Here is a 21,928-nt window from a genome sequence, read left to right on the forward strand (position 1 = left end):
GACCGCCCGCCCGGGGGCGGGCGTCAGGCCAGGATCTTGTCCAGGAAGGCGTTCAGATTGCCCGTCGTGCGGGCGATCTGCTCCTCCAGGCTCAGGCTCTCCTCGAACCTGCCCCCGGACTGCGGCGCCTTCTTCCCGCGCACGTACAGCGAGCAGGCCAGGTCGGTGCACATGTACACGCCGACCGAGTTGCCCTCGCGGCCCGCCGGGCCCGCCTTGCGCGCCGTCATCAGCGAGACCCCGCCGCCCGGATGCGTCGTGAGGCAGACCGAACACAGGCTGCGGTGCAGGAACCCGCGCCGCGAGGCCGGAAAGCGCAGTGCCACGCCGGCGGGCCCGCCCTCCCGCTCGGCGACCAGATAGCTCCGGTCCGGCGCCCCCGGATCCCGCCATCCGAGGAAGTCCAGATCGTCCCAGGGCCGTTCCCCGAGGTCGCGCGGCACGGCCAGCCGCTTCGCCTCACCCTTGGAGCAGTTGATGAAGGAGCTGCGGATGTCCTGCTCGGTGAGCGGTGGCATGACTGGGGTCCTTCCGGATTCCATGTTCCGTCGCGTGAACCTAGACCCTCTAGGTTCATGGCTAGCCTACGTAGCCACAGGAGGGCCGTGCCACCGGTTTTCCGTAGGCTGTGGCGGCAGTGGGCGGTGAGCAGGGTCCTGTCGCCTCGCACCGGTTAGCTCAGTACATGAAATAAGGGTTGTCGGAAAGTCGCGTTCCGTCCGGTGCGGAGGGTATGTTGCAGGTCGGGACAGGTTTCGGAAGGAGCCACATGGCGGGGCGGAACGGGCGTACGGTACGGGACCTCAGGCGGGGGAACCGCACGGCCGTGCTGCAACGGCTGTACTTCGACGGTCCGCTCAGCCGCTTCGAGCTGGGCCCGGCGACGGGGCTGAGTTCCGGATCCGTCAGCAACGTCGTCGCGGACCTGGCCGCCGACGGGCTGGTGGAGGAGGCCGGCAGCGTCGACTCGGACGGCGGCCGCCCCCGCACGCTGCTGCGCGTCGCCCCGCACAGCGGCCAGATGATCGGCGTCGACGTCGGCGAGACCAGGGTCCGGGTCGAGCTGTTCGACCTGGCGCTCACCGAACTCGCCCGCACCGACCGCCCGCTGACCCAGGACGGCTACGACGTCGACGTGATCGTCGGCCACATCCGCGACGGCATCGCCGAGGTGCTCGCCGCGCCGGAGGCCGTGCCCGAGCGGCTGCTCGGCGTCGGCGTGGGCGTCCCCGGCATCGTGGAGCACACCGCCGACCGGGGCGCCGTCGTGCACGGGCAGACCATCGGCTGGGACGCGGTGCCGCTGGAGGAGCTGCTCCGCTCGACCTCCCAGCTCCCGGACGCCGTCCGCTACTTCATAGACAACGGCGCCAAGACGCTGGGCCAGGCGGAGATGTGGTTCGGCGCCGGGCGGGGCGCCCGTAACGCGGTGGTCGTGCTCTTCGGCTCCGGCGTCGGCGCCTGCCTGGTCACCCCCGAGGTGGAGCACGGGCGGGCCGTCGAGTGGGGCCATCTGACGGTACGTGTGCGCGGGCGGCGCTGCCGGTGCGGGGCGCCGGGCTGCCTGGAGGCCTACGCGGGCGCGGAGTCGCTGCTGGCCCGCTGGCGCGAGGAGGGCGGACGGCCGCCCGAGGGCGCCGACGAGGAGACCGCGCTCACCGCGATGCTCGCCGCGGCCTATCCGCTCGAGAGCGCCGACCCGGACCCGGTCGCACTGGCGGTCCTGGAGGAGACGGCCGAGTACCTGGGCGCCGGTCTGTCCGACCTGATCAACCTCTTCCAGCCGGAGCGGATCCTCATCGGCGGCTGGGCCGGACTCCAGCTCGGCACCCGGTTCCTGCCCGCCGTGCGCCGCCACGCGACGACGTACGCCCTGCGCCACCCGGCGGACAAGGTCACCATCGAACTCGGCCGGCTCGGCCCCGACGCGGTCACCGTCGGCGCCGCCATCCTGCCGCTCGCCGACTTCTTCGCCCGCGGCGGCCGCCGCGCCGAACCGGTCCCGGAGGACCGCCACCCGGCCTGGCGGGCCGCACTGGAGGAGCGGGCGCCGCGCTAGGGCCTGTACCGCGCTTGCCGTGCCGCCCCTCTGAGGGGCGGCGCGGCAAGAGCCGTGAACAGGCACGGTTCCCTGCGGGCCCGGCACGGAAGACCGACGCCACGGGCCGTCGGCCCGGCGGTCACCCGGAGGGCTCGTCCGGCTCCGGCCGCTCCTCCGTCCCGATGTCCTCGCCCGTCCGGGTCTCCCCGGCCGGCCCCGTCTCCTTCTCGCCGGCCGGTTCCGCGGCCACGTCCAGCGGGTCGGTGCCGGGACGGGCCTGCTGGTCGGGCGGGTCCCGGGGGACGGGGTGCTCATCGCGGCCGGGCTCCGGCTCGGGCTCGGGCCGTACGGTCATGACTTCCTCTCCTCTCCATCACGCCGACGCGCTTCAGCCGACCTTCCGGCCGCGCATCGGTTCGGTCTCCATGCCGCCGCCCCGCTGCAGTCCGTCCAGGAACTCGCGCAGGACCTCCTCGGCCGTGTACCGGGGGCGCCAGCCCAGCTCGGTGCGGGCCCGGGTGCAGTCCATCAGCGGCAGCCGCAGGACCGCGTCGAACAGGTGCGGGGAGGCCGGGACCAGGCGAAGCCCCCAGGCCGCGGCGAGCGCCGACCGGGCGGCGGCGCGCGGCAGCCGCACCGCGCGGGTGCCGACCATCTCGCCCAGCATCGAGGCGTCCACCGGAGGGTCGGCGGCGAGGTTGAAGGCGCCCCGGGCTGCCTCCGAGTGCACCGCGAGCCGGTAGGCCTCGGCGGCGTCGTCGGTGTGCAGCACCTGCATCCGCAGCCCCGGCACGTCGGGCAGGAACGGCAGCATCTCGGGCCGGGCCAGCGGCCCGGGCAGGAAGCGCCCGCCGAAGATGCGCCGCTGCTCACTGGCCGACTCCCACTTGAACAGGAAGCCCGGCCGCATCCGGACCACCCGGACCTCCGGGTGGTCGCGCTCGAAGATGTCCAGGGTGCGCTCCAGGTACGCCTTCTCCCGGCAGTACGCGGCGTCCGGCCAGCCGTGCGTCGGCCATGACTCGTCCACCGCCTGGTCCTTGGGGCCCGGCGAGTACGCGCCCACCGAGGACGCGTGCACCAGCACCGGCACCCGGGCCGCGGCGACCGCCTCGAACACACGGTTGCTGCCCAGCACATTGGTCCGCCAGGTGGTCGCCGGATCGTGCGTCGGCTGGAACGCCCAGGCCAGATGGATCACGGCGTCGGCGCCCTCGAACCGCTCGGCCAGGTTGGCCGTCCCGGACGCCAGGTCCACCGCCGACCACTCCGTCTTCGGCGGGGACCACACCGGTGTCCGCCGTGCGATCCCCCGGATCGACTTGATCCCCGGATCCTCGGACAGGACGCGCACCACGCTGGTGCCGACATTGCCGGTGGCGCCCGTCACCACCACCCTGCTGCCCACTGCGCTGGTCACCTTCGGCTCCTTCCGCGGAGACTTCGGCGGATCCGCCGGGTACCCGGCGGCCCGACCGGCACACGGCGGCGGCACGAGAAAGCCCCGGCCGTGACGGGGGAGACACGGCCGGGGCGGCTTGTGGGTGGGCGCGGATGGCGGTCGCCTCTCGGCGAAAGGCTCCACAGGGCTTCAGCCGAACGATCGTCCCTGTGGGCAAAAGGTGAGGCCCGGGGACACTGTCCCATCCACACCCACGGCTGGTTCAACGGGCAACCACCCTTGGGTGTTCCCGGACGCTGCCGTGACCCGCGTCACTGCCGCGGCGTCTCGGCCAGCGGGCTGTCGCCCAGCCGGCCGAGCAGGTCCGCCGGATCGTCGTACACCGCCCCGGCCCCCGCCTCCTCCAGGTCGGCCCGCGGGATCCCGCCGCACAGCAGCCCCACGCAGCGCACCCCGGCCTTGGCGCCGGCCTGCATGTCCCACACGGTGTCCCCGACGAACACCGCCCGGGACGCCGGCACCCCGGCCAGCTCCAGCGCGCGCTCCACCGGTTCCGGAGCGGGCTTGCCCCGTGCCACGTCGTCGGCGCTGGCGGTGCCCGCGATGACCTCGTCCGCGTCGATCGCCCGGCGCAGCGCGCCCAGCTCGGCGCCGCTCGCGGAGGTGGCCAGCACCACCCGCCAGCCGTCCGAGTGCAGCCGCCGCAGCAGCTCCCCGGCCCTCGGCAGGGCGTGCAGCCGGTCGAAGTACTGGCCGTACAGGGCCTTGTGCGCCGCGCTCAGCTCGGCGTCCTGCTCCTCGTCCCGGCCGTCGCCCAGCAGGTGCGCGATGAGATCAGTGGAGCCGAGGCCCACGGCCCGGTGCACGGCGTGCATGGGCACGTCGTGCCCGGCCTGCCGGAACGCCTCCCACCAGGTCACGACATGCAGATGATTGGTGTCGACGAGGGTTCCGTCGACGTCGAACACGGCGGCGCGGTCCATCCAGGGGTTCCTTTCTCTCACCCTTGCGGGTACCACCTCAGGAGCCCGCCACCTTGCGGGTACCACGTCAGGAGCCCGCCACGCGCGCCGGTACGCGGCCCTCACGCGTCCAGGCCAGCAGCTCGTCGGCCGGCCAGGTGTTCACCACCCGCCCGGCCGGCACCCCGCACTCCTCGGCGCGGGCGCAGCCGAGGATCTGCCAGTCGAGCTGTCCGGGCGCGTGCGCGTCGGTGTCCACCGCGAACAGCGTCCCGGCGGCCACCGCCCGGCGCAGCAGCCGCCGGGGCGGGTCGAGCCGCTCGGGCCTGCTGTTGATCTCCACCGCGGTGCCGGACTCGGCGCAGGCCGCGAACACCTCGTCCGCGTCGAACTCCGACTCGGGCCGGCCGCGCCCGGTGACCAGGCGTCCGGTGCAGTGGCCGAGCACGTCCGCGTGGGGATCGCGGACCGCGGCCACCATCCGGCGGGTCATCGAGCGGGCGTCCATCCGCAGCTTGGAGTGCACCGACACCACCACGACGTCCAGCCGTTCGAGCAGTCCGGGCTCCTGGTCCAGTGAGCCGTCCTCGAGGATGTCGCACTCGATCCCGGTGAGCAGCCGGAACGGCGCCCACCGCGCGTTGAGTTCCGCCACCACCGCGAGCTGCTCGCGCAGCCGCTCGGGCGACAGCCCCCGGGCCACGGTCAGCCGGGGGGAGTGGTCGGTCAGCGCGGTCCACTCATGGCCCATCCGGGCCGCCGTCAGACCCATCTCCTCGATCGGGCTGCCGCCGTCCGACCAGTCGGAGTGCGTGTGGCAGTCACCGCGCAGCAGCGCCCGCAGCTCCGACCCCGGTCCGCCCGCGTCCGGGGCGCCGGCCTCCTCCTCCAGCCTGCGCAGATAACCGGGCACCTCACCGGCCAGCGCCTCGCGCGCCACCTGCGCGGTCTTCGGACCGACCCCTTTCAGCGCCTCGAGCGTCCCGCCCGCCGCCCGCTCGGCGACCTCCTCGTGCGGCAGCGCGGCCAGCACGCGGGCGGCGGTCCGGAAGGCCTTGACCCGGTACGTGGGTGCCAGCGACCGCTCCAGCAGGAAGGCGATCCGGTCCAGCGCCGCCACGGGGTCCATACGTGCACCTCCAGCTCGGTGAAGCCCTTACAGGGTTCCCCGCACGGGCCCGCGGCGCACGTCACCGGCCGCCCCGCCCCCCTCGGCCCGGCGTTTGCCGCCCGGGACCCCGGGTACTGCGAAGTCCCGTCGACGTGCCCACCCGCGAGGAGAGACCCGGTATGACCGCTTCCGCCGAGACCCGCAAGGTGGCCGTGATCACGGGCTCCGACTCCGGCATCGGGCGCGCCACCGCCGTACGCCTGGCCGAGGCGGGGCTGGACGTCGGCATCACCTGGCACACCGACGAGAAGGGCGCGCAGGAGACGGCGCGGGAGGTACGCGCCAAGGGCCGCCGGGCGGCCGTGGCCCGGCTCGACCTCACCGAACTGCCCGGGGCCGCGGACACCGTGGACGACCTGTGCGCCGAACTCGGCCGCGTCGACGTCCTGGTCAACAACGCCGGTACGGGCACCATGACGCCCTTCCTCGACCTCGGTCTCGAGGATGTGCGCCGAGTGCTCGACGTGGATCTCGTCGGACCGTTCCTGTGCGGGCAGAAGGCGGCCCGGCGCATGATCACGCAGGGCGACGGCGGCCGGATCGTCAACGTCACGTCCGTCCACGAGCACCAGCCCCGGGTGGGCGCGGCGCCGTACTGCGCGGCCAAGGGCGGGCTCGGGCTGCTCACCCAGGTGATGGCGCTGGAGCTGGCCGAGCACGGCATCACCGTGAACGCGGTGGCGCCCGGCGAGATCGCCACCCCCATGACCGGTCAGGAGGACACCGACGTGCACACCGAGCGCCGCCCCGGCGTGCCCCTGGGACGACCCGGTGACGCCCGCGAGGTCGCCGCCGTGATCGCCTTCCTGGCGAGCCCCGACGCCTCCTACGTCACCGGCGCCTCCTGGAGCGTCGACGGCGGCATGCTGCGCATGGGCCCGCAGGCCGGCTCCCACCTGACCGGCGACGACTGGCGAAGGCCCTGAGGTCGCGGTGAGACTCCGTACCAGCTCCAGCGAGCGGCCGGGCTTCACCCGAATCCGCTGCGGCCGCGGCTTCCGCTACCGGGACGAGAAGGGCGCGCCCCTGACCGACCCCGCCCAGCTCGACCGGATCCGGGCCCTCACCGTTCCGCCGGCCTGGCGGGACGTGTGGATCTGCCCGTGGCCCAACGGCCACCTCCAGGCCGTCGGCACCGACGCCGCCGGTCGCCGCCAGTACCTCTACCACCAGCAGTTCCGGGCCGAGCAGGACATTGCCAAGCACGAGCACGTGCGCGGTGTCGCGCGTGCCCTGCCCGAACTGCGCGCCCAGGTCTCCGCCGACCTCGCCGGACGCGGACTGAGCCGGCCCCGGGTCACCGCCTGCGCCGTACGCCTGCTCGACCTCGGCTTCTTCCGCATCGGCAGCGACCGGCACACCCGCACCAGCGAGACCTACGGCCTGACGACCATGCTCCGCGAGCACGTGAGCTGCGGCCGCGGCGAGATCTCCTTCAGCTTCCCCGCCAAGGGCGGCATCGAGACGGTCCGGGCCCTGGTCGACGACCAGGCGCACGCCGTCGCCCGCGCCCTGCTGCGCCGTCCGCGCGGCGGCGACCGCTTCCTCGCCTTCCACGACCGCGGCGCCTGGCACGACCTGCACAGCGACGACCTGAACGAGGCGCTGCGGCGGCTCTCCGGCACCGACGTGACCGCGAAGGACTTCCGGACCTGGCACGCCACCGTGCTCGCCGCCGTCGCGGTGGCCGTCACCGCTGGCAGCGCCCGTGCCACCGAGGCGGCCCGCCGTCGGCAGACGGCCCGCGCGGTCCGGGAGGTCAGCCACTACCTCGGCAACACGCCCGCGGTGTGCCGCTCCTCCTACATCGACCCCGAAGTCTTCGAGCTGTTCGACCAGGGCGTGACGATCGCCCCGGCGCTCGGCCGGCTCGGGGAGCACGGGGACTTCGGCCGCCCCGCCACCCAGGGAGCCGTCGAGGCGGCGGTCCTCGGCCTCCTGGACGGCGCACGCGGATGAGCCACCGGCCCGCGAGGCGTTCTAGGCTCTATTGCATGACCGAACAAGGAGTTCCGCACATCGCCCGCCCACGGATCCTGGTGCTCGGCGTGTGCCCGGGCCGGCACGGCCAGCCGCCCTTCCGGATCATGGAGATCGACGGTCAGGTCATCGGTGAGGCCAGGACCATCACCGACGTGCTGGAGGCCGCCGCGTCCCACGGGCTGCCCATCCACGACCTGGACGACCCGGACTCCATCCGCTGGGTGGGCGGCGACAAGTACACCTGGACGCTCCACCACTGAACGCGGCGCCGTACCCCGGGTGACCTCCCCGGCCGCCGGCCCGGCTGAGCGGGGCCGGCGCGGGACGCGGTCCGCCCGCGACGGCCCCGTCACGCCTGGCTCAGCCCACCGTCCACTTCTGGTTGGCGGCGCCCGTGCACGTCCAGATCTGCAGCCGGGTGCCGTTGGCCGAGTTGTTCCCGGTCACGTCCAGGCACTTGTTCGCCTGGGGGTTGACGATGTCGCGGGCCGCCGGCAGGGCCCACTTCTGGGCGGGGCTGCCGTTGCAGTCCCACAGCTGGACGGGCGTGCCGTCGGCGGTGCCGCCGCTGGTGACGTCCAGGCACTTGCCGAGCGCCCGGAGCGTCCCGTCCGAGCCCACCGTCCACTGCTGGGCCGCCGTCCCGTTGCAGTCGTACAGCTGCACCGGGGTGCCGTTGGCGGAGTTCGCCGCGGCCACGTCCACGCACTTGCCCGCCAGACCGCGGATCGGGACACCGGCCGCGCTGTCGCTCGTCGTCACCGACACCGAGTCGACCACCAGTTGGGCCGGGAACTGGGTGGAGCCGTCCGGGTCGCCGGGCCAGTAGCCGCCCACCGCGAGGTTCAGGATCAGGAAGAACGGCTTGTTGAACACCCAGGTCTTCCCGCCCAGGTCGGCGGGCGTGCGGCGCTGGTAGACATTGCCGTCCACCGACCAGGTGATCGAGTCCGGCGCCCAGTCGACGGCGAAGGTGTGGAACGCGTCCGCGAAGGCCTGGCCGCCGGGCAGGGTGTAGCCGGCGCCTATGCCGCCCGAGCCGGAGTAGCCGGGGCCGTGGATCGTGCCGTGCACGGTCGAGGGCTCGAAGCCGACGTTCTCCATCACGTCGATCTCGCCGGAGTCCGGCCAGTTCACGGGCGTGCCGAGCATCCAGAACGCGGGCCACATGCCCTGTCCGCGCGGGATCTTCATCCGGGCCTCGACGTGCCCGTACTGCGCGTTGAACTTGCCCGAGGTGTTGAGCCTCGCGGACGTGTACTGGCAACTGCCGTACCAGCACTGGTAGCCCGCCGGGTTCTCCTTGCGGGCCGTGATCACCAGATGCCCCTGGCCGTCCAGCGCCGCGTTCTTGGTACCCGAGGTGTAGTACTGCCGCTCATGGTTGTTGACGTTGTCACCCGTCTCCAGCGTCCACTTCGAGGAGTCGACGCCCGAGCCCGCGGGCCCGTCGAAGTTGTCGGAGAAGGTGGAGACGGCCGCCGCGGCCGCCGGGGCCGAGCCCTGGGCGCGGGCCGGGCCGACGGCGGCCGAGCCGACCAGCGCGGCGGACAGGGCGGCGAACAGACATCTGCGGAGCAGGCGTGGGGAGGGCATGACTCTCCGTTCGGTGTGGGGGTGGAGACACAGGAGATGCCCTCTTGATTCAAGGTGTGAGATAAGGGGTGGGTCAATACCCAGGTCCGGACCAGTATTCGGCGGTCACTCGGTTTCCGCCGTCTTCACCCGCCGGTGCACCGAGCGCCCGAGCCGCCGGCCGAGCAGCAGCCAACCGAGCAGCGCGCCCGACGTGTTGAGAATGACGTCGTCGATGTCGAAGGCCCGCCCGGTGACCAGCGCGCCCTGGCACAGCTCCACCACCAGCATCACCAGCGCCGTCAGGACCAGCACCTGGACCACTCCACGGGCGCGCGGCGCCAGGACCGGGACGAGCACGCCGAAGGGCACGCCGAGGAGCACGTTGCCGCCTATCTGCTTCACCGTGTCCCGCCACGGCGCGTACTCCAGATAGGCCGACAGCGACCGCCCCGGGTGCAGATTGCTGTGCGTCAGCGACACCGACGCCGGGGAGGGCTGCAGCGTGAGCCGGGCCAGCACGATGGCGAACGCCACCATGAACGCGAAGGCGACCAGCATCGCCAGCAGCCGCCAGGGCAGCGCGAGCGCGTGCGGCGCGGCCGCCGGGCGTTCCCGGCCGCCGGCCGCACCCGCCGGGCGGGCCCGCCCGGTTCGCTCCCGCTTCTTCGGCGTACGCAGCACGGCGGGCAGACGTAGCGCGGTCCGGGCCATCAAGTCACTCCCTTGGGATAGTCAACGTCCCCGTTTCAGAGCGCGGTTACCCCTGAACCCGCCCGGAATGCCGCCGCCCGCACGGCCGCCGGCGCACGTCGGCGGTTTCCGTTCACGCCTCCGGGGCACTCCGGCCCCGGATCCGCGTGCCGCCCGCCCTGCGGGGCCCGGCGGTGCTTGGATGCCCCGAGCGGCGTATCACACGAAACGCCGCACAAGCCCTGCCGAGCGGACCGAGGAGGCGGCGATGCCCGGGTGCACGTCCCCGCGCACCACGACGCGAGCCGCCCTGCTCGCCCTCGGCGAACTGCTGGCCTGGTGGGCCGCCCTCGCCCTGCTGTGGCTGGTGTTCATCACCTCGGTCGACACCCTGGAGCGGATCGTCGGGGCGAGTGCCGCCGCGGCGGGCGCGCTGCTGGCCCGGGCCGGGCGGCGGGCGGTGACCTGGCGGTGAACGGCTGGATCCTGGCGGCGACCGTCGTGATGGCCGGGGGAGGGGCGGCCGTCGTGTGGGGGGTGAGCTCCGGCCCGCTGACCCGCCGGGTCGTGGCGCAGAACCTGACCACCTCCGTGGCCTGCCCGGCCCTGCTGCTGCTCGCCCAGGGCTACCAGCGCCCCTCCTACGTCGACCTCGCCCTGCTGATGGCGCTGCTGGGCCCGGTCGGCACCCTGGTCTTCGCCCGCCTGCTCGCCGGGGAACTGGCGGGCGGCCGGGCGAGCGCGTGGGGACTGACCTGGGCCGCCGCCGCACTGGGCGCGGTGGTCGTGGTGGCCGTCTGCGTGGCCGCCGGGCCGAGCCGGGCCATGGTGAAACTGCTGGTGACCGGCGCGCTGCTGATCGGCGGCAACCTCATCGCCTCGCGGGCGTTGTCGGGCGGGTTCGAGGGGGTGCGCGGTGACTGACACGGTGCCGGGCGGCCGGCCGGGAGGCGTGGCATGGCCGACCCGGTGATCGTCGTGGCGCTGCTCCTGGTGGCCGCCGCCGCCACCGCCGCGGTGGCGGCGCGCGAGCCGGCCCGGCAGGCGCTGGTGCTGTCCGTGCTCGGTGTCTCGCTGACCCTGCTGTTCACCGTGCTCCAGGCCCCGGACGTCGGCCTGTCCCAACTGGCCGTGGGTTCCGTGCTCACCCCGCTGCTGATCATGCTGTCCGTGCGCAGGGTCCGCCGGCGCGGCCGGACCCGGGACGAGGCGCGGTGAGCCGCCGGGTGCGGCTGTGGCTGCTCGCCGCCGGCGGGGCCGGTCTGGCCGCCCTGCTCGTGGCCGCCGCCCTGGACCTGCCCTCCTTCGGCGGCCGGAGCCACCCCTACGGCGACCGGGCCGTGCGGGCCGCGCTCGCCCGGCACACCGCCAACACCATCGCCTCCGTCAACTTCGACCAGCGGGCCTACGACACGCTCGGCGAGATGAGCATCCTGTTCGCCGCCGTCCTCGGCTGCGCGGTGCTCCTGCGGCAGGCCCGCGACGAGCACCGCGCGCAGCCGGAGCCCGCCGAGGTCGCCCGGCCCGTCCGCCGCTACGCGCTGATCGTGCTGCCCGTCGCCCTGGTCACCGGGATCTACGTGGTCGCCCACGGCCAGCTCAGCCCCGGCGGCGGCTTCCAGGGCGGGGTCGTCGCCGCGAGCGCGCTGCACCTGATGTACCTCGGCGCCGACTACCGCGCCCTGGAGCGGGTCCGCCCCATCGGCCTGTTCGAGGCCTCCGACGCCCTCGCCGTCTGCGCCTACCTGGTGCTGGGTCTCGCCGGGGTCCTCGCGGGCACCGCCTTCCTGGCCAACACGCTGCTGCCGTACGGCACGTTCAACACGCTGGCGTCCGGTGGCATCGTCCCGCTGCTGAACGCGGCCGTCGGGGTGGAGGTGGCCAGCGCGGTGGTCGTGCTGCTCGCCGGCTTCCTGGACCAGGCCGTCGAGATCGAGGAGGAACAGGGGAGTTGAGCACCGTGATGCACGTGCTGCCCTACCTGGTCGCCGCCTACGTCTTCCTGACCGGCTGCTACGGCCTCGCCACCAGCCGCAACCTGATCCACGCGGTCGGCTGCCTGGCGGTGTGCCAGTCGGCCACGTACGTGCTGCTGCTGGCGGTGGGCTACCGCGACGGGGCCACCGCGCCCGTCTTCTCCGACCTGAAGCCGGGCTCGCGGCCGGTCGTCGACCCGGTCGTACAGGCCCTCACCCTCACCGACATCGTCGTCGGCGCCACCGTCACGGCCGTGCTGCTCGCCCTCGTCCTGCAGATCGCCAAGCGGCACGGCACGGTCGACCCCGACGAACTGAGAGAGCTGCGCGGCTGATGCACCATCTGCTCCCGCTGCTGGCCGCGGTGCCGCTGCTCGGCGCCGCGCTGCTGGTGGCCACGGGCCGCTTCCTGTCCCGGCCCGCCGCCGAGATCACCGGCCTCGCGGTCTCCGGCTGCACGGCCGCGCTCGCCCTGGTCCTGCTGCTGAACTCCGCACCGCCGCTGGTCGAGTGGGTCGGCGGATGGCGGCCCACCGGCGCCGGGAGCGTCGGGATCGTGCTGCTCGGCGACGGGCCGGCGCTCGGCATGGCCGCGCTCGCCTCGCTGCTCACCCTGGCGGCCCTGGCGTACTCCTGGCGGTACTTCGACGAGCCGCCGAGCGGCCACGCCGGTTCCTTCCCGGCGCTGATGCTGGCCTTCCAGGGCGCGATGTGCGGCTTCGCGATCGCCGGCGACCTGTTCAACGCCTTCGTGTTCTTCGAGCTGATGAGCGTGGCCGCGTACGCGCTGACCGGCTACCGGATCGACGAGGCGAAGGCGGTGCAGGGCGCGCTGACCTTCGGGGTGGTCAACTCCCTGGGGGCGTACGCCCTGCTGACGGGCATCGGCCTGCTGTACGCCCGCACCGGCGAGCTGTCCATGACGAGGATCGGCCGGGGTCTCGACGCCCACGGCCCGCCGGACGCCCTGGTCCTCGCCTCCTTCGTGCTGGTGCTGACCGGGCTCCTGGTGAAGGCGGCCGCCGTGCCGTTCCACTTCTGGCTACCGGACGCGCACGCGGTCGCGCCGACCCCGGTGTGCATGCTGCTCTCCGGCGTCATGGTCGAGCTCGGCTCGTACGGCGTCTGGCGGGTGTACGGCACCGTGTTCGCCGGACCCGGCGGCATCCCCGCAGCCGGACTGACCCGCGCCCTGGTCACCCTCGGCACGCTCACCGCCGTGACCGGCTCCCTGATGTGCTGGTACCAGCGGCACATCAAACGGCTGCTGGCCTACTCCACGGTCGCGCACACCGGCCTGTTCCTGGTCGGCCTCGGCGTGCTCAGCCCCGAGGGCGACGACGGGATCGCGCTGTACCTCCTCGGCCACGCCGGTGTGAAGGCCGCGCTCTTCGCCTGCGCCGGCGCCCTGCTCGACCGGTACGGCAGCGTCGACGAGCACGCCCTGCACGGCAGGGCCCGGGAACTGCGCGCCTTCGCGGTGATGTTCGGGATCGGGGGACTCGCGCTCGCCGGTCTTCCGCCGTTCGGCACGGCGCTCGGCAAGGCGATCGCCGAGGAGGCGGTGGGAGGCCCGCTGACCGTGGTGTTCCTGGGCGCGTCGGCGGTCACCGGCGGCGCCGTGCTGCGGGTCACGGGCCGGGTGTTCCTCGGCCTCGGACCGCGCCCGCGGGACGCCGAGTACGAGACCAGCGGCTCGGGCGAGCAGCCGGAGACCGGCGGCATCCTGCGCCGCGTCCCGGACAGCATGACGACCGTGCCCGCCGTGCTGCTCGCCGCCGCGTTCGCCGCCGGAGCGGCCCCGGGCTTCGGCGAACTGGTCGCCCGGTCCGTCAACGAGGCCGGCTCGGGCGGCGCCCACGCGTCCGCGCACTGGACGCTCGCCGGTGTTCTGCTGGGCCTGCTCTCGGCACTGCTCGCCGTGGCCCTCGCCGCCCTCGCCGTGGCCCGGCCGGGCCGGGCGGACGCCCCCGGCCCGGTCCTGCCGCTGCGCCGGCTGCAGTCGGGCCACGTCGGCGACTACGTGGCCTGGATGCTGGTGGGCGCCACCGCGCTCGGGGCGCTGGCCCTGCCGGGGGTGCTGGGCGGCTGAGGTCAGGCGCCGTAGGACACGTGCACCTCCTCGAACCCGAGGGAGCGCAGCAGCCCCTGCAGCATGTCGGTGGTGTTGGACTCCGCCCGCCGGGTCAGCCCGCTTGTCTTCGCGGCGTCGCCGATGTGCCGTACGGCGAGCTTCTGCACCGCCTGCTCGCCGTTGGGATTGTCGGAGAACAGGTCGCCGAGCCGGTCGAGCAGACCGCGCTGCTTGGACACCGCGTAGGAGCGGTCCGGGTCCAGGGCAGGCTTGCCGAGCCGCGCGTGCGGCAGCCGGATCGTGGCCGTCGTACGGTCGGCGTCGACCGAGACGTCCTTCTCGCCGACCCCGCCGAGGTCCACATAGGCGTCTACGGTGCCCGCGCCGACGTACAGGGTGCGGGTGCCGCGGATCGCGTCGGGCAGGAACTTCGCGTCCTTCTCCAGGTCCACGACCACCTGGAAGTTGCCGGAGGCCGCGTCGTAACGGCTCATGTCCTGGATGGACTTCAGGAGCGCGGGGCCACTGCGGTCGTGCGTCTCGGTGCCGAACAGGTCCTTGATGCCCGGGAGCACGGCCAGCCGGATGCCCGCGAACAGCACCACGAGCACCAGCACGAACGCGGTCACCGCCTTGGCCCAGCCGGGCATGCGCCGGGGCAGGCGCCTGACGTCAGTCGTCATGGCGACCCTCCTTCCTGCAGACACTGATGCCCACCGATCGCGGTGCCAGACCGCGGAGCGGGCCGAGGGCGGTGCCCGGTGCCGCACGGGACACCTCCGTCCGGCGGAGCGCGGACCCGGGCGGCGCCGCCCGGGCCGGGCGCGTGCCGCCAGTAGCATGACGGCGCAGCCCGTGCGGATCATGCGAGGAGCGGATCGTGCGAGACATCGCCGTCTTCAGTGGCAGTGCCCATCCCCGGCTGGCCGAGGAGGTCTGCGCCCACCTCGGCGTGCCGCTCAGCCCGACCCGGGTCAGCCGGTTCGCCAATGACTGCCTGGAGGTGCAGCTCCAGGCCAACTGCCGGGAGCGGGACGTCTTCCTGATCCAGCCGCTGGTCCGGCCGGTGCAGGAACACCTGGTGGAGCTGCTGCTGATGTGCGACGCCGCCCGGGGCGCCTCCGCCGCCCGGATCACCGTCGTCATGCCGCACTACTCCTACGCCCGCTCCGACAAGAAGGACGCGCCCCGCATCTCCCTCGGCGGGCGGCTGGTCGCCGACCTGCTGGTGGCCGCGGGCGCGAGCCGGGTGCTCGCCATGACCCTGCACGCTCCCCAGGTGCACGGGTTCTTCTCGGTGCCGGTGGACCACCTGCACGCCCTGCGCGAACTGGCCGCGCACTTCGGGCGGTACGACCTGACGCGCACCACGGTCGTCTCACCGGACCTCGGCAACGCCAAGGAGGCCGCCGCCTTCGCCCGGCTGATCGGCGCCCAGGTGGCGGCGGGCGCCAAGCAGCGGTTCGCGGACGACCGGGTGAGCATCAGCTCCGTGATCGGCGAGGTCACCGGCCGGGACGTCATCGTCCTGGACGACGAGATCGCGGGAGGCAGCACCGTGCTGGAACTCCTGGAGAGGCTGCGGGAAATGAGGCCGCGTTCGATCCGGGTGGCGTGCACGCACGGGCTGTTCGCGGCCGGAGCGCTGGGCCGGCTGAGCGAGCAGCCGGACGTGCTGGAGATCGTGTGCACCAACACCGTGCCGGTCCCGGCGGACGAGCACACCGACAAGCTCCGGGTGCTGTCGATCGGGCCGGCCCTCGCCGAGGCCGTGCGCCGCATCCACAACGGTGAATCCGTCAGCGCCCTGTTCGAGTAGGCGCCCGGAGGCCGGCGCTCACAGGGAGCCGGAGGCGGCCTCGGACTGCTTCAGGGCCGCCTCCAGTGTCGGCTGCGGCGGCAGCAGCCGGGACAGGCCGGTGACCCGCAGCACTCTCAGGGTCAGCGGATGGGTGCACACCAGGTGCAGCCGTCCGCCCCGCTCCAGCACCCGGCCGCGCGCCCGGTACAGCAGGCGCAGTCCGGAGCAGTCGAAGAAGTCCACGCCGCGCAGGTCGATCACGATCCGGGCGCCGGGCCGGCCGGTCGCCAGGTCCAGCGCGGGCACGATCTCGGCCGCCGCCGCGATGTCGATCTCACCGCGGAACTCCAGCACGGTGTGGCCGCGCTCCTCACGCACGCGCAGATGCCGGGTGCGCGGTGCGGGTTCCTGCCGCACGACGGCACCACCTCCCACCCGCGCCCGGAAAAGTTCGTCGCTCGACCGTCAAGTTACCCTCGATAGAGGGAATTTGAGCATGTTCGATTGACATATGTCTCCGGGTTTCTCGCGTGTCGCCCTGTGGTGTGGGTGACAGCGCGGCGGCGGCGCGGAGGCACGGGCCGGCCACGGCGCGGCCCGTGCTCGCCCTCCTGCCCAGGTCAGTCCGCCAGCAGCACCAGCTTGCCCGTCGTCCGGCCGGTGTCGCCCAGTTCGTGCGCCTTGGCGGCCTCGGCCAGCGGGAAGGTCCCCGCGACGGTGGCGCGCAGCCTGCCCGACTCCACCAGTTCCGCCACCGCGTTCATCCCGGACCGGTCGGCGTCCACCAGCATCCGCACCGCCCGCACCCCGAGCCGCTCGGCCTCCTCGTAGAACTCCGGCGAGCCGACCGGCAGGATCGACACCACGACGCCGCCCGGCCGCAGCACCCGCAGCGACCGCACGGAGGTGTCCCCGCCGAGGGTGTCCAGGACGACGTCGACGTCCCGCACCGCCTCGGCGAAGTCGGTGGACCGGTAGTCGACCGCCTCGTCGACGCCGATCTCCCGCAGGAAGCCGTGCTTCCCTGCGCTCGCGGTGCCGATCACGTACGCGCCGAGCGTCTTGGCGATCTGCACGGCCACGTGCCCCACCCCGCCGGCCGCGGCGTGGACCAGCACCCGCTGACCGGGCCGCACGTCGGCGTGCTCGGTCAGGGCCTGCCAGGCGGTCAGCGACACCAGCGGCAGCGCGCCGGCCTGGACGTGGTCGATCGAGGCCGGCTTGTGCGTCAGGGCGCGGGCCGGGACGGTGACGTACTCGGCGTGCGAGCCGTGGCCGAACGGGTAGGGCAGCATGCCGAAGACCTCGTCGCCGGGCCGGAAGGCGGCGACCCCGATCCCCGTCTCGGTGACCTCGCCGGAGACGTCCCAGCCGAGGACGAACGGCGGCTCGCCCAGGAACCCGCCGGTCGCCCGGTGCTTCCAGTCGGTCGGGTTCACCCCGGCGGCCCGCACCCGGACCAGCACCTCGTTCGGCCGCGGCGCGGGCCGCTCCAGCCGCACTATCCTCAGCACCTCGGGACCGCCGAGGACGTCCTGGCCGACGGCCCGCATCGTGTTGTTCACATCGCTCATGGTCACCCAGCCTGCCGAGCCGCGGCCGCCCGGGAAATGGCAGGATGGCCAACCTCCGATAGGATCATGCCATGCGTGCGACAGCCGGCCCGGAGCGCGTGGCGGTCCTGGCCCTCGACGGTGTCTACCCCTTCGAGTTGGGCATCCCCAGCCGGATCCTCGGCGCGGCGGGCGGCCGGTACGAGGTGATGACCTGCAGCGTCGACGGCCGGCCGGTGCGCAGCAGCGCGGACTTCACCGTCGGCGTGGAGCACGGCCCCGAACTGCTGGAGACGGCGGACACGGTGGTCGTCACCTCCGTGCCCCCCGCGTACCTCCCCACCGAGCTGCCGGAGGCCGTCGCCGCCGCCCTCGCCCGGATCCGCCCCGACGCGCGGATCGTCTCCATATGCACCGCCGCCTTCGTCCTCGCCGAGGCGGGGCTCCTCGACGGCCGCAGGGCCACCACCCACTGGCACGTGGCCGACCTGTTCCGCCGCAGGTACCCGCGGGTCGAGCTGGACCCGGACGTGCTGTTCGTCGAGGACGGCCGGATCCTGACCTCGGCCGGGGCCGCGGCCGGCGTCGACGTCTGCCTGCACCTCGTGCGCAGCGACCACGGCAGCGCCCTGGCCAACTTCGTCGCCCGCTGCTGCGTCGTCCCCCCGTTCCGGGAGGGCGGCCAGGCGCAGTACATCGAGCAGCCGGTCCCCGAGGACGGCTCCTCCGGCACGGCCGCCACCCGCGCCTGGGCCCTGGCGCGGCTGGCCGAGCCGCTGACCCTGACCGACCTCGCCCAGCACGCCCGGATGAGCCTGCGCACCTTCGCCCGCCGGTTCAACGACGAGGTCGGGGTCAGCCCCGGCCGTTGGCTCATCCAGCAGCGCGTGGTCCGCGCCCGGCACCTGCTGGAGTCCAGCGACCTGCCGGTGGACCGGATCGCCGCCGAGGTCGGCTTCGCCACCGGCGCCTCGCTGCGCCAGCACCTGCACGCCTCGATCGGCGTCTCCCCGCAGGCCTACCGGCGGACGTTCCAGAAGGCCCGCTGAACGTTTCGCGCCCTCGCCCCGTCCAAGTACCGGCGGACGACGGCCAGGAGAAGGGGTGGGGGCATGCGCGCGGGACTCGTGGCGGTGGCGGTGCTGGCGGGTGTGACGGCGGTGGGATGCGGCGGCACGGGGGCTCCGGTGGTGGTCCGCGGCACGCCTCCGGCCACCCCCTACGCCGGGCCGCTGAACGTACCCACCCGGGCCGCCGACGGGTCCGGCCCGCGCGCGCTGCGGGAGGCATCCGGGGCGGCCGGCCGCGCGCTGGAGTGCGACGGGGAGATCTACGCCGGCGACGGGCCCGACGGCTGGAGCAGGGCCGACGGCGGTGACACGCCGGAGGACGGACTGCGGCTCCACTTCGACCTGTTCGACCCCGTACAGCCCCGGCACGGCTACCGCGTGGAGCGCGCGGAGGCGGACCGGGTGCTGTACTCCTTCGACGTCCGCGGGCGCACCAAGGTGGCCGTCGTGGTGGCCAGGGACCAGCCGGGACGCCCCGGCTGGGGCCCGGAGACGAACGCCTCCTGCGATCCCGCCGAACTCCCCGCGCGCTACACGGAGGCCGAGGGCATCGAGGTGTGGACGGACCGCGGCGGACGGCGGGTCCCGGTGCGCAGGCTCAGCGGTTCGGACGGGCCGGAGCACTGCGGCTGGCAGTCGGCCCGCTTCCTCGCCGTGGACGGCCGCACCTACGCCCGCGACCCCGAGGGCGCGCTCGCCCGGGACGGCCTGCTCCGGGCGCCGTACCGCGCTCACGTGCCGATGCCGGCGGCTGCCCGGGACACCGGCTACCACTACCGCGGACAGCGGCTGTGGCTCACGGCGGACCGGGACACCGCCTACGTCCGCACCGCCGCCGGAACCGAGGCCTGGCCGGAGGTGAAGCAGGGCGTCGCCTGCCTGTGAGGGGGCGCCGGCCGCGGCGCGGCACGGCCGGCGACCGCCGGACCCGGCCCGACCGTCGGCCCCGGCCCGACCGTCGGCCCCGGCCCGACCGTCGGCCCCGGCCCGCCACCTCGACCTCATCGGCCCCCTGCGCGAGCCCGGCTCTCGGGACGACCTCCTCGGTGATCCCGGCCGCGCGCCGTCCGAGACGCCCGGGAAACCCGGGGAGCACGCGCCTGACGGCGGTCGGCCCGGACACGCCTCGGCGGCCTCCGTGCGCGGACGGAAGGCGGGGGGCGGTCACACTTGACGCCGTCCGCACGTCGTACGAGCGAGACCCGATGCCGAGGAGGCCCGACGACCATGACCCCGCCGCCCGCCCGCACCGCCGAACAGCGCAAGAAGGACACCCTCCACCGGCTGGAGCACGACGTGGACGCCTGGGTGGCCACCGCGGGCGCGGACGGCGGCGCCCCCTACCTCGTCCCGCTGTCCTTCGTCTGGGACGGCGCCACCCTGCTGATCGCCACCCCGGCCGACAGCCCGACCGGCCGCAACCTGGCGGCCACCGGCCGGGCCAGGCTGGGCATCGGGCCGACCCGGGACGTCGTCATCGTCGAGGGCGCCGTACGGGCCGTGGCCCCCGAGGACCTGCCGGAGGAGGACGCCGAGGTCTTCGCCGGCAAGACCGGCTTCGACCCGCGCCGGCTCGCCGACCGCTACCTGTACTTCCACGTGCTCCCCGAACGCGTCCAGGCCTGGCGGGAGGCGAACGAGCTGACGGGCCGGGAGCTGATGCGTGACGGAGCGTGGCTGGCCGCCGACTGAATCGGCGGGACGGGGATATCCGCTGGGGGACGGAGAAGGACGGAACCCCCGGGAGGAAACATGCCCCTCGTGACCGCGGGCGTCGTGGTGCTCGACTGCGCCGAACCCGAGAAACTCGCCGAGTTCTACCGGCAGTTGCTGGACGGCGAGCAGACGCACGCGTCCGCCAACCTGGTCGAGATCCAGGGCGGGGACGGCTTCCGGATCGCCTTCCGGCGGGACGTCAACGCGACGCCGCCGAGCTGGCCGCGCCCGGAGAACTCCCTGCAGGCCCATCTCGAGTTCCTGGTGGCCGACCTGGACGAGGCCGAGCGCCGGGTGGTCGGCCTCGGCGGCCGGCCGCTGGAGGCGGGGGATCCGGCGGGGACGTACGAGGAACGCGCCTTCGCCGACCCCGCCGGACACTCCTTCACCCTGCGCCTGGTGCCGTCGCCGGCGCCGAAGCAGGGCTGAGCGGACCAGGACCCCCTCGTCCGGATCGTCCCGGCCCGTGGGGGTCCGCCCCGGTCCGGACGGAGGGGCCTAGTCCCGGCCGCCCTTGTCCTTGGCCGGCCACACGCCCGTGGTCCGCTCGATGGCCTTCGCGCCGGTGCGGTCCACGGCGCTGCGCACCACCGCGAAGATGGCGCCCTGGACCGCGGCCGCGAGCAGGATCTCCCCCCAGCCGCGGTCCGGGTCCAGCGCGTCGGGCGCGTCCTCCTCGTGCCGGAGCACCGTCCACGCCTTGCGGAAGGCCATCCCGGCCAGCGCTCCGCCCGCCCAGCTGAGCACGAACCCGACCGGCTGGTAGACGACGGGGAGCTTCTTCTTCTTTGTCTTCGCCATGGAGGACTCCTTCCTCGTCAGACGGTCCTCATGCGGGGCGTCCTCGCGCCGGCACCTGTTCGTCCGGTGGCGGCGGGCCCGGTGGCGTCCCGTCGCCGAACGGGCGTCCCCCCAGCTCCTGGCGGTGATGCGGGGTCAGCCAGCCGCCGAGGTCGGGCCCGAGCGGCACGATCCCGGTGGGGTTGATGCCGGTGTGGACCCGGTAGTAGTGCCGCTTGATGTGGTCGAAGTCGACCGTGTCACCGAAACCGGGCGTCTGGAACAGGTCGCGGGCGTACGCCCACAGCACCCGGTTCTCCGTCAGCTTCCAGCGGTTGCACTTGAAGTGGCCGTGGTAGACGGCGTCGAACCGGACCAGCGTGGTGAACAGCCGGATGTCCGCCTCGGTGATCGTGTCGCCGACCAGGAAGCGCTGCCCGGCGAGCCGTTCGGCGAGCAGTTCGAGCCGCCGGAAGACGGCCGTGCACGCCTTCTCGTACTCCGCCTGGTGGGTGGCGAATCCCGCCCTGTACACCCCGTTGTTGACGTCTTCGTAGACCTCCGCCATCACCGCGTCGATCTCGTCGCGCCGGCTCCGCGGGTACAGGTCCGGCGCGCCCTCGCGGTGCAGCTTCGTCCACTCGGTGGCCAGGTCGAGAGTGAGTTGCTGGTAGTCGTTGGTGACGAGCTCGCCGCTCGGCACGTCCACCACCGCCGGCACGCTCACCCCGCCCGGGTATCCCTTCTCCCGCCGGTCGTACGCCTCGCTCAGGAAGCGGATGCCGAGCACCGGGTCACGGCCGCCGGGGTCCAGGGTGAACCGCCAGCTCCGGTCGTCCTGGACGGGGTCCGCGACGGCCATGGACAGGGCTTCCTCCAGGCCGAGCAGCCGGCGCGAGACGACGGCCCGGCTCGCCCACGGACAGGCGCGGGAGACCACCAGCCGGTAGCGCCCGGCCGCGACCGGCCAGCCGTCCCGCCCGTCGGCGGTGATCCGGTCGGCGAAGTGGCTCCTGGACCGGCGGAAGCTCTTGTGTCCGTAGGCGCTGTTGCCGTCGTCGCCCATCTCTCCTCCTGGCCTTGCGCGGGGGCGTGTTCCCGCCACCACACGTTCCCCTTTTTCGCTCTTCG

At 73.9% G+C, this 21,928-nt stretch carries 27 protein-coding genes; 15 read left to right on the forward strand and 12 right to left on the reverse strand.

The window, feature by feature from the left end; all coding sequences use genetic code 11:
• Nucleotides 1–23: 23 nt before the first annotated feature.
• Entirely contained in the window at nucleotides 24–518 is a 495-nt protein-coding gene (locus ACFQ9Z_RS32120) for an FBP domain-containing protein (protein WP_383027444.1), read from the reverse strand.
• Between the two features lie 251 nt (nucleotides 519–769).
• Here ACFQ9Z_RS32120 and ACFQ9Z_RS32125 point away from each other — a divergent pair, with 251 nt between their 5' ends.
• On the forward strand, nucleotides 770–2,059 hold the full coding sequence (locus ACFQ9Z_RS32125) for an ROK family protein (RefSeq protein ID WP_383027446.1): 1,290 nt from the start codon (nucleotides 770–772) through the stop codon (nucleotides 2,057–2,059).
• 121 nt (nucleotides 2,060–2,180) lie between these two features.
• Here ACFQ9Z_RS32125 and ACFQ9Z_RS32130 read toward each other — a convergent pair whose 3' ends face one another.
• From ACFQ9Z_RS32130 to ACFQ9Z_RS32145, 4 genes are all read right to left on the reverse strand, one after another.
• Nucleotides 2,181–2,396 carry a hypothetical protein gene (locus tag ACFQ9Z_RS32130; RefSeq protein WP_383027449.1) on the reverse strand — a complete coding sequence of 72 codons (216 nt, stop codon included), beginning with the start codon at nucleotides 2,394–2,396 and terminating at the stop codon, nucleotides 2,181–2,183.
• A 33-nt stretch (nucleotides 2,397–2,429) separates the two neighbouring features.
• Nucleotides 2,430–3,461 (reverse strand): SDR family oxidoreductase, encoded by a 1,032-nt coding sequence (locus ACFQ9Z_RS32135; protein WP_383027452.1) that lies wholly within the window; start codon nucleotides 3,459–3,461, stop codon nucleotides 2,430–2,432.
• A 293-nt stretch (nucleotides 3,462–3,754) separates the two neighbouring features.
• Nucleotides 3,755–4,426, reverse strand: a complete 672-nt coding sequence (locus ACFQ9Z_RS32140; RefSeq protein ID WP_383027457.1) for an HAD family hydrolase — start codon at nucleotides 4,424–4,426, stop codon at nucleotides 3,755–3,757.
• Nucleotides 4,427–4,493: 67 nt separating this feature from the next.
• Nucleotides 4,494–5,534: a PHP domain-containing protein gene (locus tag ACFQ9Z_RS32145; RefSeq protein ID WP_383027465.1), complete on the reverse strand. Its 1,041-nt coding sequence runs from the start codon at nucleotides 5,532–5,534 to the stop codon at nucleotides 4,494–4,496.
• Between the two features lie 161 nt (nucleotides 5,535–5,695).
• On the opposite strand from ACFQ9Z_RS32145, the gene ACFQ9Z_RS32150 reads away from it, so the two are divergent.
• The 3 genes from ACFQ9Z_RS32150 to ACFQ9Z_RS32160 are packed head-to-tail and all read left to right on the forward strand — an operon-like array spanning nucleotide 5,696 to nucleotide 7,819.
• Nucleotides 5,696–6,502 (forward strand): SDR family oxidoreductase, encoded by an 807-nt coding sequence (locus ACFQ9Z_RS32150; protein ID WP_383027468.1) that lies wholly within the window; start codon nucleotides 5,696–5,698, stop codon nucleotides 6,500–6,502.
• A gap of 7 nt (nucleotides 6,503–6,509) precedes the next feature.
• Nucleotides 6,510–7,535 carry a DNA topoisomerase IB gene (locus ACFQ9Z_RS32155; RefSeq protein ID WP_383027473.1) on the forward strand — a complete coding sequence of 342 codons (1,026 nt, stop codon included), beginning with the start codon at nucleotides 6,510–6,512 and terminating at the stop codon, nucleotides 7,533–7,535.
• A 35-nt stretch (nucleotides 7,536–7,570) separates the two neighbouring features.
• On the forward strand, nucleotides 7,571–7,819 hold the full coding sequence (locus ACFQ9Z_RS32160) for a hypothetical protein (RefSeq protein WP_383027476.1): 249 nt from the start codon (nucleotides 7,571–7,573) through the stop codon (nucleotides 7,817–7,819).
• Nucleotides 7,820–7,919: 100 nt separating this feature from the next.
• Here the strand turns inward: ACFQ9Z_RS32160 and ACFQ9Z_RS32165 are convergent, their stop codons facing one another.
• Both ACFQ9Z_RS32165 and ACFQ9Z_RS32170 read right to left on the reverse strand, forming a co-directional pair.
• The gene (locus ACFQ9Z_RS32165) at nucleotides 7,920–9,155 is read right to left on the reverse strand and encodes a ricin-type beta-trefoil lectin domain protein (RefSeq protein WP_383027479.1); all 1,236 of its coding nucleotides are present in this window, start codon (nucleotides 9,153–9,155) and stop codon (nucleotides 7,920–7,922) included.
• Nucleotides 9,156–9,260: 105 nt separating this feature from the next.
• Nucleotides 9,261–9,848, reverse strand: a complete 588-nt coding sequence (locus ACFQ9Z_RS32170; protein WP_383027484.1) for a VanZ family protein — start codon at nucleotides 9,846–9,848, stop codon at nucleotides 9,261–9,263.
• Nucleotides 9,849–10,095: 247 nt separating this feature from the next.
• Between ACFQ9Z_RS32170 and ACFQ9Z_RS32175 the strand changes: the two genes are divergently transcribed.
• From ACFQ9Z_RS32175 to ACFQ9Z_RS32200, 6 genes are read left to right on the forward strand one after another with little or no spacing between them, the layout of a single operon-like run.
• Nucleotides 10,096–10,302 carry a hypothetical protein gene (locus tag ACFQ9Z_RS32175; protein ID WP_383027488.1) on the forward strand — a complete coding sequence of 69 codons (207 nt, stop codon included), beginning with the start codon at nucleotides 10,096–10,098 and terminating at the stop codon, nucleotides 10,300–10,302.
• Complete coding sequence (locus tag ACFQ9Z_RS32180; protein WP_383027491.1) at nucleotides 10,299–10,751, forward strand: MrpF/PhaF family protein; 453 nt, start codon at nucleotides 10,299–10,301, stop codon at nucleotides 10,749–10,751. The genes ACFQ9Z_RS32175 and ACFQ9Z_RS32180 overlap by 4 nt, the downstream gene beginning before the upstream one ends.
• A gap of 33 nt (nucleotides 10,752–10,784) precedes the next feature.
• Nucleotides 10,785–11,045, forward strand: a complete 261-nt coding sequence (locus ACFQ9Z_RS32185; RefSeq protein WP_383027494.1) for a DUF4040 domain-containing protein — start codon at nucleotides 10,785–10,787, stop codon at nucleotides 11,043–11,045.
• Nucleotides 11,042–11,782, forward strand: coding sequence for an MnhB domain-containing protein (locus tag ACFQ9Z_RS32190; RefSeq protein ID WP_383027502.1), 741 nt, complete (start codon nucleotides 11,042–11,044; stop codon nucleotides 11,780–11,782). The genes ACFQ9Z_RS32185 and ACFQ9Z_RS32190 overlap by 4 nt, the downstream gene beginning before the upstream one ends.
• A gap of 8 nt (nucleotides 11,783–11,790) precedes the next feature.
• Nucleotides 11,791–12,138, forward strand: a complete 348-nt coding sequence (locus ACFQ9Z_RS32195; RefSeq protein ID WP_383027915.1) for a sodium:proton antiporter — start codon at nucleotides 11,791–11,793, stop codon at nucleotides 12,136–12,138.
• Nucleotides 12,138–13,895, forward strand: a complete 1,758-nt coding sequence (locus ACFQ9Z_RS32200) for a complex I subunit 5 family protein (RefSeq protein ID WP_383027507.1) — start codon at nucleotides 12,138–12,140, stop codon at nucleotides 13,893–13,895. The genes ACFQ9Z_RS32195 and ACFQ9Z_RS32200 overlap by 1 nt, the downstream gene beginning before the upstream one ends.
• Nucleotides 13,896–13,897: 2 nt before the next feature.
• On the opposite strand, the gene ACFQ9Z_RS32205 is transcribed toward ACFQ9Z_RS32200, so the two are convergent.
• Nucleotides 13,898–14,560, reverse strand: coding sequence for a DUF4230 domain-containing protein (locus ACFQ9Z_RS32205; protein WP_383027510.1), 663 nt, complete (start codon nucleotides 14,558–14,560; stop codon nucleotides 13,898–13,900).
• Nucleotides 14,561–14,757: 197 nt separating this feature from the next.
• On the opposite strand from ACFQ9Z_RS32205, the gene ACFQ9Z_RS32210 reads away from it, so the two are divergent.
• Nucleotides 14,758–15,696 carry a ribose-phosphate diphosphokinase gene (locus ACFQ9Z_RS32210; RefSeq protein WP_383027514.1) on the forward strand — a complete coding sequence of 313 codons (939 nt, stop codon included), beginning with the start codon at nucleotides 14,758–14,760 and terminating at the stop codon, nucleotides 15,694–15,696.
• An 18-nt stretch (nucleotides 15,697–15,714) separates the two neighbouring features.
• On the opposite strand, the gene ACFQ9Z_RS32215 is transcribed toward ACFQ9Z_RS32210, so the two are convergent.
• Together ACFQ9Z_RS32215 and ACFQ9Z_RS32220 are read right to left on the reverse strand one after the other, a co-directional pair.
• Entirely contained in the window at nucleotides 15,715–16,095 is a 381-nt protein-coding gene (locus tag ACFQ9Z_RS32215; protein WP_383027517.1) for an anti-sigma factor antagonist, read from the reverse strand.
• Nucleotides 16,096–16,298: 203 nt separating this feature from the next.
• Entirely contained in the window at nucleotides 16,299–17,252 is a 954-nt protein-coding gene (locus ACFQ9Z_RS32220; RefSeq protein ID WP_383027522.1) for an NADP-dependent oxidoreductase, read from the reverse strand.
• Nucleotides 17,253–17,323: 71 nt separating this feature from the next.
• Between ACFQ9Z_RS32220 and ACFQ9Z_RS32225 the strand changes: the two genes are divergently transcribed.
• From ACFQ9Z_RS32225 to ACFQ9Z_RS32240, 4 genes are all read left to right on the forward strand, one after another.
• Nucleotides 17,324–18,280 (forward strand): GlxA family transcriptional regulator, encoded by a 957-nt coding sequence (locus ACFQ9Z_RS32225; RefSeq protein ID WP_383027529.1) that lies wholly within the window; start codon nucleotides 17,324–17,326, stop codon nucleotides 18,278–18,280.
• 63 nt (nucleotides 18,281–18,343) lie between these two features.
• Entirely contained in the window at nucleotides 18,344–19,186 is an 843-nt protein-coding gene (locus ACFQ9Z_RS32230; protein ID WP_383027532.1) for a hypothetical protein, read from the forward strand.
• A gap of 342 nt (nucleotides 19,187–19,528) precedes the next feature.
• The gene (locus tag ACFQ9Z_RS32235; protein WP_143637342.1) at nucleotides 19,529–19,993 is read left to right on the forward strand and encodes a pyridoxamine 5'-phosphate oxidase family protein; all 465 of its coding nucleotides are present in this window, start codon (nucleotides 19,529–19,531) and stop codon (nucleotides 19,991–19,993) included.
• A gap of 60 nt (nucleotides 19,994–20,053) precedes the next feature.
• Complete coding sequence (locus ACFQ9Z_RS32240; protein WP_383027540.1) at nucleotides 20,054–20,446, forward strand: VOC family protein; 393 nt, start codon at nucleotides 20,054–20,056, stop codon at nucleotides 20,444–20,446.
• Between the two features lie 69 nt (nucleotides 20,447–20,515).
• Here the strand turns inward: ACFQ9Z_RS32240 and ACFQ9Z_RS32245 are convergent, their stop codons facing one another.
• The gene (locus ACFQ9Z_RS32245; protein WP_383027543.1) at nucleotides 20,516–20,818 is read right to left on the reverse strand and encodes a DUF4235 domain-containing protein; all 303 of its coding nucleotides are present in this window, start codon (nucleotides 20,816–20,818) and stop codon (nucleotides 20,516–20,518) included.
• Between the two features lie 28 nt (nucleotides 20,819–20,846).
• The gene (locus tag ACFQ9Z_RS32250; protein WP_383027548.1) at nucleotides 20,847–21,863 is read right to left on the reverse strand and encodes a glutathione S-transferase family protein; all 1,017 of its coding nucleotides are present in this window, start codon (nucleotides 21,861–21,863) and stop codon (nucleotides 20,847–20,849) included.
• Nucleotides 21,864–21,928: the final 65 nt, after the last annotated feature.

Origin of the sequence: Streptomyces sp. NPDC056580 (assembly GCF_042793175.1) — a bacterium.
GTDB lineage: Bacteria > Actinomycetota > Actinomycetes > Streptomycetales > Streptomycetaceae > Streptomyces.